Raw genomic sequence first — 16,548 nt, forward strand, 5'->3', positions numbered from 1 at the left:
GACATTGGACATTGGTCATTGAACATTGACCCTTTAAATCACTCCAGCAAATCAGGTCTTCGCGCCTGTGTTCGGGCCAGAGCCTGTTCATAGCGCCAGTTGTCGATGTTGGCTTCGTGGCCCGACAGCAGAATGTCAGGTACGCTCCAGCCTTCAAACGACGCGGGGCGGGTGTAGATGGGCGGCGCCAGCAGGTTGTCCTGGAAGGAGTCGGTCAGGGCCGAGGTTTCGTCGCCCAAGACGCCGGGGATGAGCCGGATGATGGCGTCGGACAATACGGCCGCGGCCAGTTCGCCCCCACTCAGCACGTAGTCGCCGATGCTGATTTCGCGGGTGATAAAATGCTCGCGCACTCGCTCATCGACGCCCTTGTAGTGGCCGCACAGGATAATCAGGTTCTGGGCCAGCGACAGGCGGTTCACCAGGGGTTGGGCCAGCCGTTCGCCGTCGGGCGTCATGTAAATGACATCGTCGTAGGTACGTTCGGCCTGCAACGCCCGGATGCACTTAGCGATGGGTTCGATCTGCATAACCATGCCCGCGCCGCCGCCAAACGGGTAGTCGTCGACCCGCCGGTGCTTGTCGGCCGTGTAGTCGCGGAGGTCATGCACCACCACCTCGACGTGCTGGCCCTGCTGCGCCCGTTGCAGAATGGAGTGCCCGAAAAAACTGTCTAACAACCTGGGCAGGCAGGTGATGATGTCGATGCGCATAACGTAAGTTGAGGTTCAACGTTTAATGTCCAACGTCCAATGTGTGTTGGCACCTGACTAAGGTGCGTTAGCCAATGTTAGACATTGGACCTTGAACGTTGGACTTTGAACTAGTTCTCTTCTTCATCCCCATCCGTAGGTTCGCCGGCGTCTTTCAGGTAGACGTCGAGGAGGCCTTCGGGGAGTTCAACGTTCAGGGTTTTGGCCGCGCGGTCTACCGTTTTCACGATGGCCGAGTTGACCGGAATCAGTACGCCCTGCCCTTTGTAACGCATATCGATCAGGTCCTGCGTGGGCATGGTCAGCACCGACGTGACCGTTCCGAGCGGACCTGCTTCTTTATCAATGATCTGGAAACCAATGATTTCGTGGTAATAAAACCGATCGGGGTCGGTGATGTCTTCGAGGTTGTCGAGCGGGAGCCAAACGGGGCAGTTCACCAGTTTTTTGGCTTCGTCGATCGTCTCTACTTCTTCCAGCGCCAGGATAGCGCGGTCGCGGTTGATCGACAGGGATTCGACGAAATACGGCAGCAGTTCGCCCCGCACTTCAATCAGCACCGAATCCAGGTCTTCGTAGTCGGTTGGGTCGTCAACGTCCAGAAACAGCACCACTTCACCGTTGAGGCCGTGAGTTTTGGTGATATGCCCAACCTGGAAACAATCGTCTTTTGTCATGATTCGAATGGAACGCAGCTGACATGGATTTTAGGAATGATCGCGGATTATATATCGAAGTCGGATACACAGCCAACAGACTGGTTGAGGCTTCCCCTGCCCGATCCGCGCGTACCCCCTAAAATTCATATTATCCGCGTTCCCGATTTAGAAAAAAAGAGAGCCTGCTCGGGTAGAACAGGCTCGCCATTGGTCAGAAAGCGGTGGCTTATTCAGCAGCCTTTTCTTCGGTCGACGCCTCAGCAGCCGGAGCTTCTTCGGTTTCGGCCGCTACCGGTGCCTCTTCAGCGGGGGCTTCTTCAGCTACCGGCTCTTCCACTTTGTACTTCGCCGCGATGGCTTCGGCACGGGCAGCGTTCACCTGCTGTTCAGCAGCAAGGCGCTCCTGACGTGCTTTTTCCGCAGCCTGTTTCTTCACATCAGCGGTGTCAGCCTTGCGGCCCGCTTTGTTGTCTTTCCAGTCGGCCAGTTTGGCATCGGCCTGATCCTGCGTGATGGCGCCTTTCACGACACCCACTTGCAGGTGCTTCTGCAACATAACGCCTTCGTGCGACAGGATGGCACGGGTCGTATCCGTCGGTTGGGCACCCACCATCAGCCAATGTACAGCACGGCCGTTATCGAGTACGATACGAGCCGGGTCGATGTTGGGGTTGTACGTACCGATTTTCTCAACGAAACGGCCGTCACGAGGTGAGGTTGATTCTGCCACGACGATGTCGTACATGGCCATTTTTTTGCGTCCGCGACGCGCTAAACGGATCTTAAGCATGGTTTTGCCTTTTTCCCGGAACGAACCCGTCGTTCCGATGGGGGAACACGTCCCCCGGGTTAAACGTGGCCGCAAAGGTACGGAAAAACAGTATGCAGTGAACAGTATGCAGTAGACAATTTCCTCAACCGAGGCCACTGTGTACTGGATGCTGTTCACTGCATACTGAAAAAGCGCTACAAGAGCCGGGGTCTATAAGCCGGATTCTGTCGGCCCGGCCGTACCCGCAGGCGCGCCGAACCGTCTTACCATTTATCTGGGAGGGCCGTCACCGACCCCCTCTATCGACCTACCCGCACCGGCAGTGACCCAAAGGTCATCTGGAGACGAGCCGCCCCGCATCCGGTGCTTATTTGGTCTTTCAGCCCCTAAGGTTTATCGTGCCTCGCCTGTTGCCAGCCGAGCGGTGGTCTCTTACACCCCCTTTTCACCCTTACCCTGAAGGCGTTTGCAGTTTTCAGTTTCCGGTTTTCAGTTGGCTGACGCGAGACTATGCTTGCGCCAGCCAACTAAAAACGGAAAACTGAAAACTGCAAACGCCAACGTTGGCGGTTTGTTTTCTGTGACACTGGCTGTCGGTTGGCAGTTACCCGCCGCCCGCCTTCCCGTTAGGAAGTAGGGTGCCCTGTGCTGTCCGGACTTTCCTCCCCGCCGAAGCGAGGCGGTAAGACGACCCCGACCCATTGCAACGCAGGGCAAAGGTAAGGAATGAATAATGAACGATGTATAATGTACAATGGGCTGACGCATTAATAACCTCGCGTCAGCGCATTGTGCATTATACATCGTCCATTATTCATTCTTTAAAAAAGCCATCACCTGCCGGGCAAACGGGAGGGTGCCCATGGTGGTGTTGTGGTTGCCAGGTACGTTCACCAGTTTAGCATGAGGCAGAATGGCGGCCAGATCGGCGGCTTTCCCGTTGTCTTCGTCCTGATCGCCCGCAATGACCAGCACAGGCTGCTGAATGCGCCGAAGCTGATCGGGCGACGTGACGGGCTGGGCCTGCTGCATGAACTTCAGGGCGGTGGTGTCGGCCCCCGATTTAAGCGCGTAGTCGATGGCGGGTTGTAGTTCGGGGTGGCTACCGGGCCGGGCCAGCGCTTCGTAGAAGTTACGCCGCCGTATCCAGTTAGGGTCCGAGAAGTCGAGGCCCATGCCGCCCAACACGGCTTTGCGGATCAGTTTTTTGGGCGTAATGGCCAGCATCCGCGCGGCGACAATAGCCCCCCGCGAATAGCCGACCACATCGTATTGCAGATGACCCAGGTGCTGCATCAGGGCGGCAATGTCTTTTACTTCGGCGTCGTACTGATAGGCAGCCAGTGTGTGGGGCTTATCCGACCGGCCGTTGCCGCGCAGATCGAGCGTGACGACGGTGTAGCCCGAATCGGCCAGCAGTTGCGTCAGCGGTGCCCGTTTCCAGGATTCGCCGTTGACGATGAAGCCATGCAGCAGCACCACCGCCCGCGGGCCTTTGCCCAGCACGTCGTAATGAATCTGGGTGCCATCGAACGATTTAAACAACGGTTCGCGGCCCGTTTGAGCCAGCAGGGCGGTAGTCAGGAGGCAACTCAGCAGGGTGCACAGGCCAATTTTCAAACGAGTCATGGGGATTCAGGCTTGGTACGATAAAGCCAATACGCCGGGTACGTTACTCAGCGGCTTTGGCGAGCGCTTTGGCCAATTCGCTTTTCGGCCGAAAAAAACGATTCAGGTGGGGCGGCAGGTTATTGTCGGCCAGATTAATCTGCGCCAGGTTGGGCATGTCGAGGAGGCCATTGGGCAGTTGGCTCAGGCGGTTCTGCATCAGATTCAGGTTGACTATAGGCAGTTTGGCCCAGGCAATGCCCGACAGCTCGACGATGCCGCAGTTGATCAGCGACAGGGTTTGCAGGCGTGGTAGGGTGGCCAACAGCCGGAGCGCATCGCGGCCGTCGAAGGCCTGCTGCTGTTGCACGGTCAGATCGGTGAGGGCGGGACAGTTGGCCAGGTCGGCGGGCAGGGTGGTCAGCTGCCCCAGCCCCGAACCCGTGGTCGAATCGGACCGGGCCGATACCACCAGTTGTTTCAATCGGGTGAGCTTGCCCATGCGTTCGGGCAGACCAATCAATTTATTTCCCGACAGCGTAAGTACCGTCAGGCTGCGGCAGTCGGTGAGGGCGTCGGGCAAGACCACCAGTTGGTCGCTGTCGATGGTCAGGTCTTCAAGTTGTTGCCAGTTGCCGATCTGATCGGGCAGGCGGCGCAGGTAAGGTAGTTGCAGCGTAGCCGTTCGCAGGCGTTGCCACCGCCCCACCGATTCGGGCAGGGTTTCCAGCGGATTATTACCAATGACGACCGTCGTCAGTGAGGTAAGCTCGCCTACCGACGCGGGCAGTTCACGCAGCCGGTTATTGCCCAGTTCCAGCCACGACAGGCGGCTCAATTGTCCGATACGCTGGGGCAGCTGAGCCAGCTGATTATCACCCAGCGTCAGCATCTCCAGCGAGTCGAGCTGACCGATGGCTTCCGGCAGACTCGTCAGCGGATTGCCCGCCAGCGTCAGGCTCCGCAGCCGCCGGAGTTCACCCACGGCATTGGGTACGTTCGTGAACTGATTGTCGGACAGGTAGAGGTGACGTACCTGCGTCAGTTCAGCAGGGAAGCGCGTCAGTTGGTTGGTGAACGCCGCCAGCCGCTCCAGCGACGGCAGTTGGCGAAGGCTGACGGGCAAGTCGGTCAGTTCATTCATCGACACATTGAGGTCGCGCAGCTGCCGAAGCTGCCCCAGCGATTCGGGCAGGCGGGTAAGGAGGTTTTGCGTGGCCGTCAGGTACGTTAGCTGGCTCAGTTGGCCCAGCGTGGCGGGCAGTTCGGTCAGCTCGCAACGGTCCAGGCTGAGCCGCTTCAACCGGGTTAGCTGACCAACCGACGCAGGCAACGTACCTAATGGATTCCGGTCGGCGTGCAACGCTTCTAACAGGGTCAGCTCACCCACTGTCTCGGGCAAAGTCGTTAATCCACAATCAACTAGCGACAGTGTCGTCAGTTGATTGTTGGCAATGAGGTTTCGGGGCAGGGAAGCTAGCCGGATGCCGTCGAGTGTCAGGTGACGGAGTGTCGTTACGCCCAGTAGCGTCGAATCAAGATCGACCGTTTCATCCTTCTTACCATACCGACCCAGGTGCAAGGTGTGCAGGGCAGGCAGGGCGGCCAGGCGTATGTGTGGCAACGTGTTGGTAGTCCCCAGGTACGTTAAATAGAGGGTTTCCAGCCGGGAAAGCGAAGCCAGCAACTTGTTCAGGTCGGTTGCTTTACTGGCGTACATCGACAGCATTGTCAGGTTCGTCAACGGGCTCAGGCTGGTCACGAATTCACCTGGCGTTTCATAACCATTGATAATCAGTTCGCGGAGTTGAGGCAGTAGCGCCCAGTCGGCCTCCGTAGGCAACGGCGTAGCGCTGTCCCAGAGGTACAAAGTCAGGCTCTCCAAGGCGGGCAACCGACTCAATTCGCGCAGCGCCTGCCGCAGGTTTAGTCCCGAGCTTATCGACAGTTCGCGCACCGATGTGAGTTTGTCCCAACCTGCGTTGGGGAGCATGGGCTGTTGTGTGGTTTCCGAGATGGTTCGTTGCCCACCCTTTCCATCGGGCACTACCGTAAACGAACGGGGACGATTTTCTACCCCGATTCGAAGTTCCCGAAGCGACGTCCATCCCGCCATGATCGGTAGTAAAGCCTCATTGAGCGCACTGTCGGCCACCTCGACGGTCAGCAGGGTTGGCGACGCAAGCTTCCGAAGGGCCTGCCAGTCGGCCGGGGTGTTTTTCAGGAGTGTAAGCTGTAGATGAAACGGCTTATCGGGCTGTTGGGCTACTTTCTGGCTCAGATCGGCCCAGGACGTATAGGTTATCAGGCCCGGCCCGTCTTCCCGGGGCGGTTGCCCGGTCGACTGAGGTACGTACCAGATGAGTGGTGCCTTGTTTTCTGGCGACTGCGCGGCGGTTGGTCCGGCTCCGCCCAGAAACAGCAGACCGATCAGGTACGTTAACCAGGTAGCGTAGGTGGAGTGGCTCATGGGTTCTAGTCGACAACAGCAGCCTGGCTTTTAGCCAGGTTCGTGAGTTCAGTCAGGGCCATCCTTTTCTCGGACGGAAGGCCAATTTGGGGCAGAAACGTCTCCATTAAGTCGAAACTCCAGTTATAAATTTTTTCGGGCCGTTTCCGCTGCTGTTCGGCCAGTGTAATCGGGGCCTGAGCGGGGGTAGTAGTATTGGTCAGCACCTCGACGCAGGCCTTCAGGTAATCGAACAGAGTAGTGTAGCCACTTCGGTAGACACTTAGGTTAGGCGTCTGTTTTCTGATCTGTTCCAACGCAGTGGTAGCACGGGCCGGTTGGTTGGCCAGTATGGCCAGCTCTACTTCGGTAAGGCGCTCCCCTATCCCGGCGTAGCGCAGAGACGCATACAGGTCCGCCGCGTTGAGCAAACTCGCCTGCGCATCGGATATCCGACGAAGACTGGCTAAACTCCGGGCTTTTTGGGTCGTAACATGCGCCCGCAGCAAGTTCATCGCCTCGCCAGCCGGTAGTTGTGCCAAGGCTTTCTCGAAGTCGGAAAGTGCTCGTTCGTGCTGCCCCGCGCCAGCCCGAGCCATGCCTAGCTGATTCCATAACGCACTAGTCCTATACTGCCCCTCGCCGGCAGGTAGTCCTTCCCTGGCCAATACCTGACTGGTGAGCCGGGCGGCTGCCGACAAGGCCTGTTCGAAATCGGCAATAGCCAGCGTATACTCTTTTCGCGCCAGCCGCAGTTCGGCCCGTTGGCTGAGCGGAATGGTTTTCAGGCTATCAGGGGCAACCAATACGGCATTGTCGAAGGCAGCGAAGGCCTCGCCCCAATTGCGCTGTTGGCGTTCGCGGATACCCGAATTCATAAAGGCTCGCATCAGTGTGGCATCGGGCTTATTGGCGACGGGGGTAGCGCCCAATCGACTCTCGACAAATGCCACACGCAGTTCTTCTTTTTGCCAGAAAGCCCGATTGAAGGCCCGTGGCAGGTGATAGTTATAGACCAGATTGACAGAAGCCAGTTGTGGGGCGTCCAGCATGGCCTCAGGTACGTCGCGCAGGTTATTTTGTTGCAGAGACAGGGATCGAAGTGGCACCTTTTTCCAGTCGATGTCGGTCAGTTCATCGATCCCGCACAGCGTCAGGTCCAGCGTGCCCAGGCCAGGCAAGCGGGTCGTTTTTCGAATGGCGTCAGCCCCATCAAAATTCACCTGCTGACGAATGGACAGCGACGCTAACTTTTTGCAGTTTATCAGACTGTCAGGCAGTTGCATAAGCTGCCCAACCGGTTTATTGGTTTCGGGATCCATCGTACCATCGAGTTGCAGGTACCGCAGGGCCGCCAACCGCCCGATGCTGTTGGGCAGGCCAATCAGCCGACGGCTTATCACATGCAGGGTGTTCAGCTGGGTCAGCGCGCCCAGGTTCTCTGGCAGTACCAACAGGTCAGGTACGTCGAGCCATAGGTAGGTCAATTTATGCAGTTGGGTAAACGACGCGGGCAAGGCGCTGAGGTGAGGCAGTCTGAGGTTGAGGCGGGTTAGGTTTGCCAGCTTGCCAACACTGGCGGGCAGGTCGGTGAGCGTACTATCGGTCAGTTGCAGGTACGTTAGCTGCCGACATGCACCAATGGACTCAGGTACGTTCCGCAATGATCCGCCCGACAGCGTCAGCTCCCGCAGGGCCGTCAACTGCCCGATTGCGTTGGGTAACGCCAGCAGGCGGGTTCTGACCAGACTTAGCGTCTGAAGCGAATCGAGTTTCCCAATGCTTTCAGGCAGGTTGGTCAGTGGGTTTTCGTCGAGCATCAGGGTACGCAGGTTACGGCAGAGGCCCAGTTCGGCAGGCAGGGACGTTAGCTTGTTTCGGGCTATGTACAGTTCGGCTAACCGGCGCAGCTGCCCGATGCTGCCAGGCAGGGACAGCAACTGGTTGTTGGTCAGTGTCAGTTTACGAAGTTGTGGCAGTTGGCAGACAACGCCGGGCAACTGAGCGATCTGGTTGCTGCCCAGGTCCAGTTCAGTAAGTGCGGTGAGTTTGCCTAATTCATCAGGTACGTTCCGCAATCGCCCGTTGTTCAGGGTCAGGGCTGTCAGCGAAGTCAGGTTAGCCAGCGAGGGTGGTAACGTACCCAGGTTGCCGCCCCGGATCGTTAGTACGCGCAGGCGGGGCAGGGTAGTTAGCTTCTCGGGAAACTGCCCCAGCGTATCATACACCTCGAACGTCAGCCTCGACAGGTTGGTGAGCTGATTGAGCGAGCGACTAAGGGGTGGTATCCCCCCCTCGTTCAGGGTAACGGTGTGCAGGTCCGGGTTGTCGGCCATCCAGTCAAGCGACGACAGGGCCACATTGCGGAGCGATACGGAACGCAGCGAGTGCAGACCACTGAGCAGCGAGTCGGCCGACATGGGCGTTCGGGCCATCAGGTTCAGCTCAAGGGTGTCGAGTTTGGTTAGTTGCCCCAGTTGAAGGCCCGCAAAATCGCTCCCGAAACGCTGCCCTATACTCACATTATGCAGATTGGGCAGTTGTTTCAGTAGTCTGGTGAGTGCCGCACCCGGCTGGTCGATGTCTAGCAGCCGCAAACCAGTTAGCTGCGGAAGCTGAACCAGCATTGGCCCCAGATCTGCCTTGGTGGAAAGACCGTAGATATGCAGGCTCCGTAACTGCCGGTAGGGTTTTAGGGCATTTCCCAACGCCACCACATCATCGCCCTGACCAATACCATTCAGCACCAACTCCTGAATAGCCGGGGCCTGTTCAAACAGGCGTAAGCCCGCCACAACTGACCGACTGCCGGCGAAGACCATCAGCCGCCTTAGCTGCTTCAAACCCAAACTACTTGACCCACCAATGGTTGGTTGATTTTGCGGTCCACCGCTTTGGGGTGATAGTGAAATGGTGGTTAAGTCCGGCCAATTAGTCAGTGCTGCTAACAGCGAATCGGCCACGGATTGGGTTAGCAGCCGGGGCAGTTGCAGCGTCAGCATCTGCACTCGCTTTACCCGGCGCAGGCTTGCCCAGTCGGCTTGCCTCTCGACTGAATCCAGCGAGATCATCAGTTGAATCTGGGCACTATCCTGCTTCGTCTGATCGGCCAGATCAGCCCACGAATTGTAAAATCGCATATAGTCGGACGTTTCCAGAGCGAGTGATTTGACGTTGGCGACTTTAGGGCGAGGATTATAGAAGCGAAAGAGTTGAACGCGCTTCCCCGGAACGGATTGCCCAAGGGCCGTAAAACAACACAGACACAGTAAAGACAACAGCAGACGGGTCATAAGCAGGAATCGTATGTACTTTTGCAGGAAGTAGTTGCTGTCGCCATTCGCGGTCCTCGACGCCGTTCAATGTTGGCAAAGCGAACTTTCCAGACGGCAATATATCAACAAAGAACAAGAATGAGTGACCTTTCAACTGATGAGTTAACGCCCGCGCAGCAGGGCTTCTTTTTTCCGGCCGAATGGCACCCTCACGTAGCCACCTGGCTCAGCTGGCCGCATACCGAAGCTTCGTGGAGCCGGGAACGCCTCGAATTGATGATGCCCGCTTACCTCGATTTCATCAAAGCGATTGCAGACAGCGAGCAGGTGTGCATCAACGCACACAACGAGGTGATTATTCAGCAGGCGAAAATGCGGCTGCTGATGGCCGGCGCCAATATGGACCGGATTACACTCCTCCCCTTCCCGACCAACGATTCGTGGTGCCGCGACCACGGCCCGGCCTTTCTGATCAATCCCGTTACCAAGGAGCGCATGATCGTGAACTGGGGGTACAATGCCTGGGGGGGCAAATACCCGCCTTACGACAAAGACGACCTGATTCCCACGGCTATTGCGCACTACCGGAAGCTCGACTACGTGACGCCGGGTATCGTGATGGAGGGTGGTTCGGTCGAATTTAACGGGGCCGGGACGGTGCTGACGAGCCGGGCCTGTTTGCTCAACAAAAACCGGAATCCGCACCTATCACAGGCGCAGATCGAGCAGTACCTCTGCGACTATTACGGCGTTAAACAGGTGTTGTGGGTAGAAGATGGCATCGTGGGTGACGACACCGACGGGCATATCGACGATACGGTGCGGTTTGTGAACGAAGACACGGTCATTGCCGCGATCGAACACAACCCCAACGATGCGAACTACGCCCCTTTGCAGGAGATTCATCACGAACTCCGGCAGATGCGGCTGCTCAACGGCAAACCGCTCAACATTGTGGAATTGCCCATGCCCGACCCAGTCGAGAGCGATGGACAGCGGCTCCCCGCCTCGTATGCTAATTTTCTGATTACCAACGGCTCGGTCATTGTTCCGACGTTCCGTTGCGCCAACGACCAGCCTGCGCTCGATCTGATTGGCCAGTGCTTCCCCGACCGTAAGGTTATCGGTATCGACTCCACTGAAATCGTCTGGGGGCTGGGCAGCTTCCACTGCCTAAGCCAGCAGGAGCCTGCTAGTTAATGGACAATGTACGATGCACAATGTATAATGGGTTAGCGTCAGTGATCCGCCGCAAGGCCCATTGTACATTGTGCATCGTACATTGTCCATTAACTATCGCTGTGTGCCGAAGTCGTTGACCCAGTAGACGCGGTAGGTGCTGCTGGCGTTGGTGGCGTAACCCACACCGACTTCTTTGAACGACGGGTTCATGATGTTGGCGCAGTGCCCCGGCGATTTCAGCCAGCCATCGACCACGGCCCGGGCGGTGGTGTACCCCGCCGCGATGTTCTCACCTGCCGTGCGCCAAACGTACCCTTCGCGCGTCATGCGGTCCCAGGGCTGCGACCCGTCGCGGCCGGTATGGCTGAAGTAATTGTAGGTCGCCATGTCGAGCGCGTGCTTGTCGGAGGCCGCGTTCAGTTTGGCGTTGAGCGCCAAGGGCGTGGTAGCGGCATAGGTTTTCGTGCCGCACAGGCACGATTTGGCGCGAGCCTGGTTCAGGTACGTCAGAATTTCCTGCTGCAAGGCTGCCGAAGCCGCCCGGGCATTGGCCGTTTTGCCCTGCTCCGAGAAACCCGACACCACGCCCGACTCCTCAACGCTGGCCGTTTCGCTCGCTTTGCTTACCGACGATGTCGCGACAGGTACGTTGCCCTGCGTTGGGTCAGCTACCTGATCAGATTGACAGGCCCCGAGGCCCAGCATCGCCAGCATACCGGCGACGATAAACGATTTTTTCATACAAGTTGGGATTGATTTCAAGGCCAGAACGGCCATATATGATCCTTATTGCATGAAAAATTAGAACAGAGTAAGCGAATTCAACGTACCGGTTACCGTTAAGCGTTGACACTCAGATCGGTATCGAATCAGTAAATTTTAGACACATCAGGTAGGTTACAAGTACAGTTACAAAAGCCACATGGTTGGTAGATAACGTACCTACGAACGCTTCAGTGGCGACCCTTTCTCTTTCGCTAACGTATTGTATACCAGCCGATCAGCCAGGCCAGGCAACCACTTATTGAGGAACACAGTCAGCTTGCCCTGCGTGGTCAGGATCAGTTCGCGTTTGCGTTTCTGAACGGCTTTCAGGATATGGTCGGCGCATTCTTCGGCGCTCATCATGTTGCCTTCATCGCGCATGGTATCGCCCTTGGTACGGCCGTGGGCGTCGAGCGACGAAAACCGAATGTTGGAAGCCGTGAAACCGGGGCAGGCCGTCAATACGTGTACGCCGCTGTGGAGCAATTCGGTGCGCAACGCTTCCAGAAACCCGTTCATGGCAAACTTGGACGCCGAATAACCCGTCCGGACGGGTAGGCCGCGGTACCCCGCAATCGACGAAATCCCGACGATAGAGCCTTTGGTTTGCTGGATATGGGGCAGGGCGTAGCGTGTGGCATAGACAGTACCCATGAAATTGATGTCCATGAGTTTGCGTAGCACATCGGGGTCGGTTTCGGCAAACATGGCCCGCATGCTGATGCCCGCATTATTGATGAGCACGTCGATTCGGCCAAACCGCCCGACAGCATCGGTCATCAGGCGCTGCATATCGGCTTCGACGCTCACATCCGCGACAACAGGCAGGTTGTTAATGCCGGCTGCCGACAGAGCCTGCGCCGTCGTTTGCAACGCATCCGCTTTCCGACCACAGAATACAATGGAAGCCCCTAACCGGCCAAAGGCAAAGGCCAACGCCTGCCCAATTCCCGACGAAGCCCCCGTAATCACAACTACTTTCTGATTCATCGCGCAAAGATGCGGCATAAGTGCTGAAAGAGCGATGAACGATATAGGCTAAACAAGGGCGACAAGGCCCCATTTCCCCGTTTATCGGCTCAGCGGTATCCTTCGTTCAACACCTCGATTGCCTGCCGTAGCTCGTCGGCGGTGGCCTGCGCGTTGTCGGAGTAGCCCGTGCTGCGGTAGCGGATGCGGCCCTGCGCGTCGATCAGAATGGTTGACGGCAGCAGTTTGACACCGTAGGCATCGGCCATTTTCCGGTCCGGATCGAGCGGTACGGGGCTACCCCCAATCTGTTTGGCGGCAAACGCCCGCACGCCCCCTTTAGTGGCGGTTTCGTGGGTGTTGACATACAAAAACTGCACGCCAGGTACGTTCCTGAAGCCGTTCCGAACCTGTAGCTTGGGCGACAGCGATGCCCGACAGGGCTCACACCAGGTCGCCCAGAAATCGAGCACCACCACCTTACCGCGCAGACTCGCCAGCGACACCCGCCGTCCGTTGAGTGCCACGAGCGTAAAGGGCGGGGCGGGCTCGTCGGTGAATTTCTCCATCACGACGGCGCGGCGGTCGGCCTCCTCGATAACGGCCAGATTGCTCTGGTACGTAGCCAGCTCACGCGTGCCGCCCAGCCGGGCCGTTTGCCAGTCGCGCAGGCTGTTGCGCAGGCTCGCCGTCGTTCGGTTGGCCCGCACCACCGTCAGCATAAAGGGTAGTACCGAGTCGGTCTGGCTCGTTTTCTGCGCACACAGCCAGATGCGTTCGTTGGTGGTGGGATCGGTCTGTCGGGGCGGCGTGGCGGCCCAGATGTCCCGGTAGCGGTTCAGCGCGGGCAGGTAGCGATTTTGCTCGTAGAGAGCGTGGGCCGAAACAGCCTGTGCCGCCCGGATCTGCCCCGCCCGTTCCATCGCCAGTTGCTTATTGTTGGCGGGCACAGGGCGTTTGCCAAAAGCCCAGATAGCCCGGTTGGCCAGCCAGTCGGCCTGCGGCATGCCCCGCCCCTCTTTAGCCAGCTGATGCGCAAACGACAACATCAGCACCGGGTCGGTTTCCGGGGCGGCTTCGGCCCCCATGAACTCCACCAGTTCGCGCAGCTTATCGGCCTTGAAATACGCCTCGGCAACCGAGCTGACGGCCACACCCCGATAGGGCGAACGCGGCAGGGTGGCTACGAAATCGTTGAAATTGGCCCGCTTTTTTCCCAGATCCGTTTCGGCGGCGATCTGCGCCACGCGGGCTTTCTGGGCGGCATCGGTGCTGTGGTCGACACTGCTGATGCGGTCACGGGCCTTCTGCGCCAATTGCGGCTCGTTGAGCTGAGTGTACAGCTCGGCGGCGGCGCGCAGATCGGCGGGCGTCAGGTTGGCCGCTTCGCTCGTCAGGTAGGCGTCGATGTCGGCCAGGCAGGTTTGCCGATAATCGGGGCGGGTCTGGCCCTGTTGCCCTTCCCGCAGTTTGGCCCGCACCAGATCGGCCCAGTACAGCGAACGAGTGGCGGGATGCTGCGCGATTTCCTGCTCATACTGCCCAACCGCCCAGGCCCAATCGGGTTTGACTTTGAGCAGGTAGGGAAACGACGTGCGCATGAGCACCGACGCCTGCCCGCCTATGGCATGAGGCAGTACCGTGCCGGTTTTGCTGTACAGGAGAATGGGGTAAAAATGAGCGTTGTTGTGATCGATCAGGGCCGGGTTGTTTCGGCTCTGAAAGGCGACCAACAGCCCGGCTACCTCTTTAAACGGAATCTTGATCGTGCCCACGAAGGCCGCACCGACCTGCGCCGCCGGGGCCGTTTCCGACTGGCTCAGGCGCATCTGTGTGGGCGATCCATAGCGCAGAAACACCGCCTGAATGTCGGTTTCGCCCACCAGCGGGCCAGTGGGCGTGTAGGTAAATGATACTGACCCGTCGATTTTGGGGCGATCGGGCGTAAAGCGAAACTGGCCCAGAACGGGGGTCACGCTGAGCAAAAACAGGAAGGGTGTGAGATAGCGGTTCATAGCCGTAAGCTACTGACTGGTACTCACTCACGCACAAAAAGTTGACCTAATGGAAGCAGAATCGGGCAAAATTGGGTGGGTTACATGGTTTTCAGCGCTTCGATCACCAGCGTCAGCTCGTCGGCGGTGGCTTCGGCGTTACCCGAGTACCCGATGCTGCGGTAACGTACCCGACCCTTGGGATCGATGACAACCTTCGTGGGAATACCCTGTACCCCATAGGCGTCGGACACCCGCTGATTCATGTCGAGCGGAATGATCCCCGTGTAGGGCTGGCGGGCCACGAAACTCTGCACCCGGCTGACGGGTCCACCTTCGCGGGTGTTCACAAACAGGAACTGCACACCAGGGTCATTTTTGAAGTAATCGCGCGCCTGCCGCATGGCCGGAAACGAAGCAATGCAGGGGCCGCACCAGGTCGCCCAGAAATCGAGCACCACCACCTTGCCGCGCAGACTTGCCAGCGAGACGGTCTTGCCATCGAGGGTCGTCAGCGTAAAACCGGGGGCGGGCTGGTTGACAAACTGTTCGGCCAGTTCGGCACGGCGGTCGGCGCGGTAGTCGGCTTCGAGCGTGCGCAGGTACGTTATTGCCTGCGCGGCCCCGCCCAGCCGCGGGGTCTGCCACTCAATCAGGCTGGTTCGGAGGCGAGGCGTGGCCCGCCCTTCGCGAACAACACTTTCGATGAATGGCAGGACCGAATCGGCCCGGCTGGCGCGTTGCGCACACAGCCAGGTACGTTCGTTGGTGCGGGGGTCGGTCTGGTCGGGCGTCAGGCTGGCGGTAGCTTCGTGGTAGGCCGTCAGCGCGGGCAGGAGTCGATTCTGCTGTTCGAGCGCATGGCCCAACGCAGCCTGTGCGGCCCGTATCTGCGCCACTCGATCCTGGCCACTGTTGCGGGGAGCGGGCACCTGCCGGAATACGGTAATGGCCCGATTGGCAATCCATTCGGCCTGTGGCACGCCACGCCCTTCGTCGGCCATCTGCTGGGCAAAGCTGAGCAACAAGGTGGGGTCGGTAGCGGTTATTGGCTGCGCCGTCAGGAATTGAACCAGTTCTTTAAATTGACCGGGTTTGAAGTAGGCCTCGGCCACCGAACTCACCAGCACCGCCCGGTAGGCCGACGTTGGAAATGCCTGCGTAAACGACGCGAAAGCGGTTAGTTTTTTGCCCATATCCGGCTCAGCCCGAACAACTTCGGCTCTTGCTTTTTGGGCCGCGTCGCCCGCCGGGTCAACCGTTTTTATGCGATCACGGGTTTGTTGGGCGAGTTTTGGTTCGCTGAGTTGCTCGTACAGTTGGGCGGCGGTGGTCAGGTCAGCGGGCGACGGCGCGGGTTTCTGGCTATCCAGGTACGTGGCAATGTCGGCCAGCGCTGTCTGCCGGAAATTGGTTTGCGTCGTAGCGCGGCCGACCGGGGCTCGTTTGGTGGCGCCTCGTCTGGCCACAGCCGGTGCCGCCGTTACCGGCCCGCTTTCAGCCTGCCGCATTTTGGCCAGAATCAGGTCGGCCCAATACAGGGGGCGGGTCGTGGGATTTTGCTGCAGCTCCCGTTCATACTGCCCAACGGTCCAGGCCCAGTCGGGTTTGATTTTCATGGCGTAGGGGAACGCCGTACGGACCATCACCGACGCCTGTCCACCCGTAGCGTGAGGCTGGACTTTCCCGTCGGCCGTGTAGAGCATGATGGGGTAAAAATGGGTGTTATTGTGGTCGATCAGCGTGGGTTTGCCTTTACTCTGAAAGGCCATCAGAAGGCCCGCCACGTCTTTTTTGGGCACTTTAAGCTCACCCATCACCGTATTGCCGACCCGCACTGCCGTGGCAGTTTCGGGTTGACTCAGCCGCATCACCAGCGGCGATCCGTAACGTACGTACCTGCCTTCTATTGCCGTTTCGTTAGCCAGCGTCGTGGTTGGCGTATACGTAAACGAAACCACATCGCCCGGTTGGGGTCGCTCGGGTGTGTAGCGAAACTGAGCCAGCAAGGGCGACGTCGTAAGCAGGAAAAGGGAAAGAAGAAGCCGTGGATTCATGGTCGGAAGATAGCAGACAAGGCGTAGACTATGGCATAGTCATCCCGTAATCTGATCGACATGTATACAACTCAATACGGATTAACCCACCGCCAAGTAACCATT

At 58.3% G+C, this 16,548-nt stretch carries 11 protein-coding genes and 1 other RNA gene; 1 reads left to right on the forward strand and 11 read right to left on the reverse strand.

The window, feature by feature from the left end:
- Positions 1 to 38: 38 nt before the first annotated feature.
- The 7 genes from trmD to ACAW74_RS16970 all read right to left on the reverse strand — a co-directional run bounded on the left by trmD (position 39) and on the right by ACAW74_RS16970 (position 9,494).
- Positions 39 to 713: a tRNA (guanosine(37)-N1)-methyltransferase TrmD gene (gene trmD / locus ACAW74_RS16940; protein WP_370699402.1), complete on the reverse strand. Its 675-nt coding sequence runs from the start codon at positions 711 to 713 to the stop codon at positions 39 to 41.
- Positions 714 to 823: 110 nt separating this feature from the next.
- A complete protein-coding gene (gene rimM / locus ACAW74_RS16945) occupies positions 824 to 1,390 on the reverse strand; it encodes a ribosome maturation factor RimM (protein ID WP_370699403.1) in 567 nt (188 codons plus the stop codon).
- A gap of 208 nt (positions 1,391 to 1,598) precedes the next feature.
- Positions 1,599 to 2,162 (reverse strand): 30S ribosomal protein S16, encoded by a 564-nt coding sequence (locus ACAW74_RS16950; RefSeq protein ID WP_370699404.1) that lies wholly within the window; start codon positions 2,160 to 2,162, stop codon positions 1,599 to 1,601.
- A 179-nt stretch (positions 2,163 to 2,341) separates the two neighbouring features.
- Positions 2,342 to 2,843: RNase P RNA component class A (gene rnpB, locus ACAW74_RS16955), an RNA gene on the reverse strand.
- Positions 2,844 to 2,954: 111 nt separating this feature from the next.
- Positions 2,955 to 3,773, reverse strand: coding sequence for an alpha/beta fold hydrolase (locus tag ACAW74_RS16960; RefSeq protein WP_370699405.1), 819 nt, complete (start codon positions 3,771 to 3,773; stop codon positions 2,955 to 2,957).
- Positions 3,774 to 3,816: 43 nt separating this feature from the next.
- Positions 3,817 to 6,222, reverse strand: a complete 2,406-nt coding sequence (locus tag ACAW74_RS16965; RefSeq protein WP_370699406.1) for a leucine-rich repeat domain-containing protein — start codon at positions 6,220 to 6,222, stop codon at positions 3,817 to 3,819.
- A gap of 5 nt (positions 6,223 to 6,227) precedes the next feature.
- Positions 6,228 to 9,494: a leucine-rich repeat domain-containing protein gene (locus tag ACAW74_RS16970; protein ID WP_370699407.1), complete on the reverse strand. Its 3,267-nt coding sequence runs from the start codon at positions 9,492 to 9,494 to the stop codon at positions 6,228 to 6,230.
- Between the two features lie 120 nt (positions 9,495 to 9,614).
- Between ACAW74_RS16970 and ACAW74_RS16975 the strand changes: the two genes are divergently transcribed.
- Complete coding sequence (locus tag ACAW74_RS16975; protein ID WP_370699408.1) at positions 9,615 to 10,676, forward strand: agmatine deiminase family protein; 1,062 nt, start codon at positions 9,615 to 9,617, stop codon at positions 10,674 to 10,676.
- Positions 10,677 to 10,769: 93 nt separating this feature from the next.
- Here the strand turns inward: ACAW74_RS16975 and ACAW74_RS16980 are convergent, their stop codons facing one another.
- The 4 genes from ACAW74_RS16980 to ACAW74_RS16995 form a co-directional block, all read right to left on the reverse strand.
- Entirely contained in the window at positions 10,770 to 11,399 is a 630-nt protein-coding gene (locus tag ACAW74_RS16980; RefSeq protein ID WP_370699409.1) for a CAP domain-containing protein, read from the reverse strand.
- A 201-nt stretch (positions 11,400 to 11,600) separates the two neighbouring features.
- Positions 11,601 to 12,413 (reverse strand): SDR family oxidoreductase, encoded by an 813-nt coding sequence (locus ACAW74_RS16985; RefSeq protein ID WP_370699410.1) that lies wholly within the window; start codon positions 12,411 to 12,413, stop codon positions 11,601 to 11,603.
- An 89-nt stretch (positions 12,414 to 12,502) separates the two neighbouring features.
- Positions 12,503 to 14,407, reverse strand: coding sequence for a TlpA family protein disulfide reductase (locus ACAW74_RS16990; RefSeq protein ID WP_370699411.1), 1,905 nt, complete (start codon positions 14,405 to 14,407; stop codon positions 12,503 to 12,505).
- A gap of 80 nt (positions 14,408 to 14,487) precedes the next feature.
- A complete protein-coding gene (locus ACAW74_RS16995; RefSeq protein WP_370699412.1) occupies positions 14,488 to 16,443 on the reverse strand; it encodes a TlpA family protein disulfide reductase in 1,956 nt (651 codons plus the stop codon).
- Positions 16,444 to 16,548 lie beyond the last annotated feature (105 nt).

This window comes from Fibrella musci (genome assembly GCF_041321105.1).
Taxonomy (GTDB): Bacteria; Bacteroidota; Bacteroidia; order Cytophagales; family Spirosomataceae; genus Fibrella; species Fibrella musci.

Excerpts from the sequence above, each read along its gene's own strand:
- trmD (WP_370699402.1), bottom strand. The coding sequence starts at position 713 with ATGCGCATCGACATCATCACCTGCCTGCCCAGGTTGTTAGACAGTTTT.
- rimM (WP_370699403.1), bottom strand. The coding sequence starts at position 1,390 with ATGACAAAAGACGATTGTTTCCAGGTTGGGCATATCACCAAAACTCAC.
- ACAW74_RS16950 (WP_370699404.1), bottom strand. The coding sequence starts at position 2,162 with ATGCTTAAGATCCGTTTAGCGCGTCGCGGACGCAAAAAAATGGCCATG.
- ACAW74_RS16960 (WP_370699405.1), bottom strand. The coding sequence starts at position 3,773 with ATGACTCGTTTGAAAATTGGCCTGTGCACCCTGCTGAGTTGCCTCCTG.
- ACAW74_RS16965 (WP_370699406.1), bottom strand. The coding sequence starts at position 6,222 with ATGAGCCACTCCACCTACGCTACCTGGTTAACGTACCTGATCGGTCTG.
- ACAW74_RS16970 (WP_370699407.1), bottom strand. The coding sequence starts at position 9,494 with ATGACCCGTCTGCTGTTGTCTTTACTGTGTCTGTGTTGTTTTACGGCC.
- ACAW74_RS16975 (WP_370699408.1), top strand. The coding sequence starts at position 9,615 with ATGAGTGACCTTTCAACTGATGAGTTAACGCCCGCGCAGCAGGGCTTC.
- ACAW74_RS16980 (WP_370699409.1), bottom strand. The coding sequence starts at position 11,399 with ATGAAAAAATCGTTTATCGTCGCCGGTATGCTGGCGATGCTGGGCCTC.
- ACAW74_RS16985 (WP_370699410.1), bottom strand. The coding sequence starts at position 12,413 with ATGAATCAGAAAGTAGTTGTGATTACGGGGGCTTCGTCGGGAATTGGG.
- ACAW74_RS16990 (WP_370699411.1), bottom strand. The coding sequence starts at position 14,407 with ATGAACCGCTATCTCACACCCTTCCTGTTTTTGCTCAGCGTGACCCCC.
- ACAW74_RS16995 (WP_370699412.1), bottom strand. The coding sequence starts at position 16,443 with ATGAATCCACGGCTTCTTCTTTCCCTTTTCCTGCTTACGACGTCGCCC.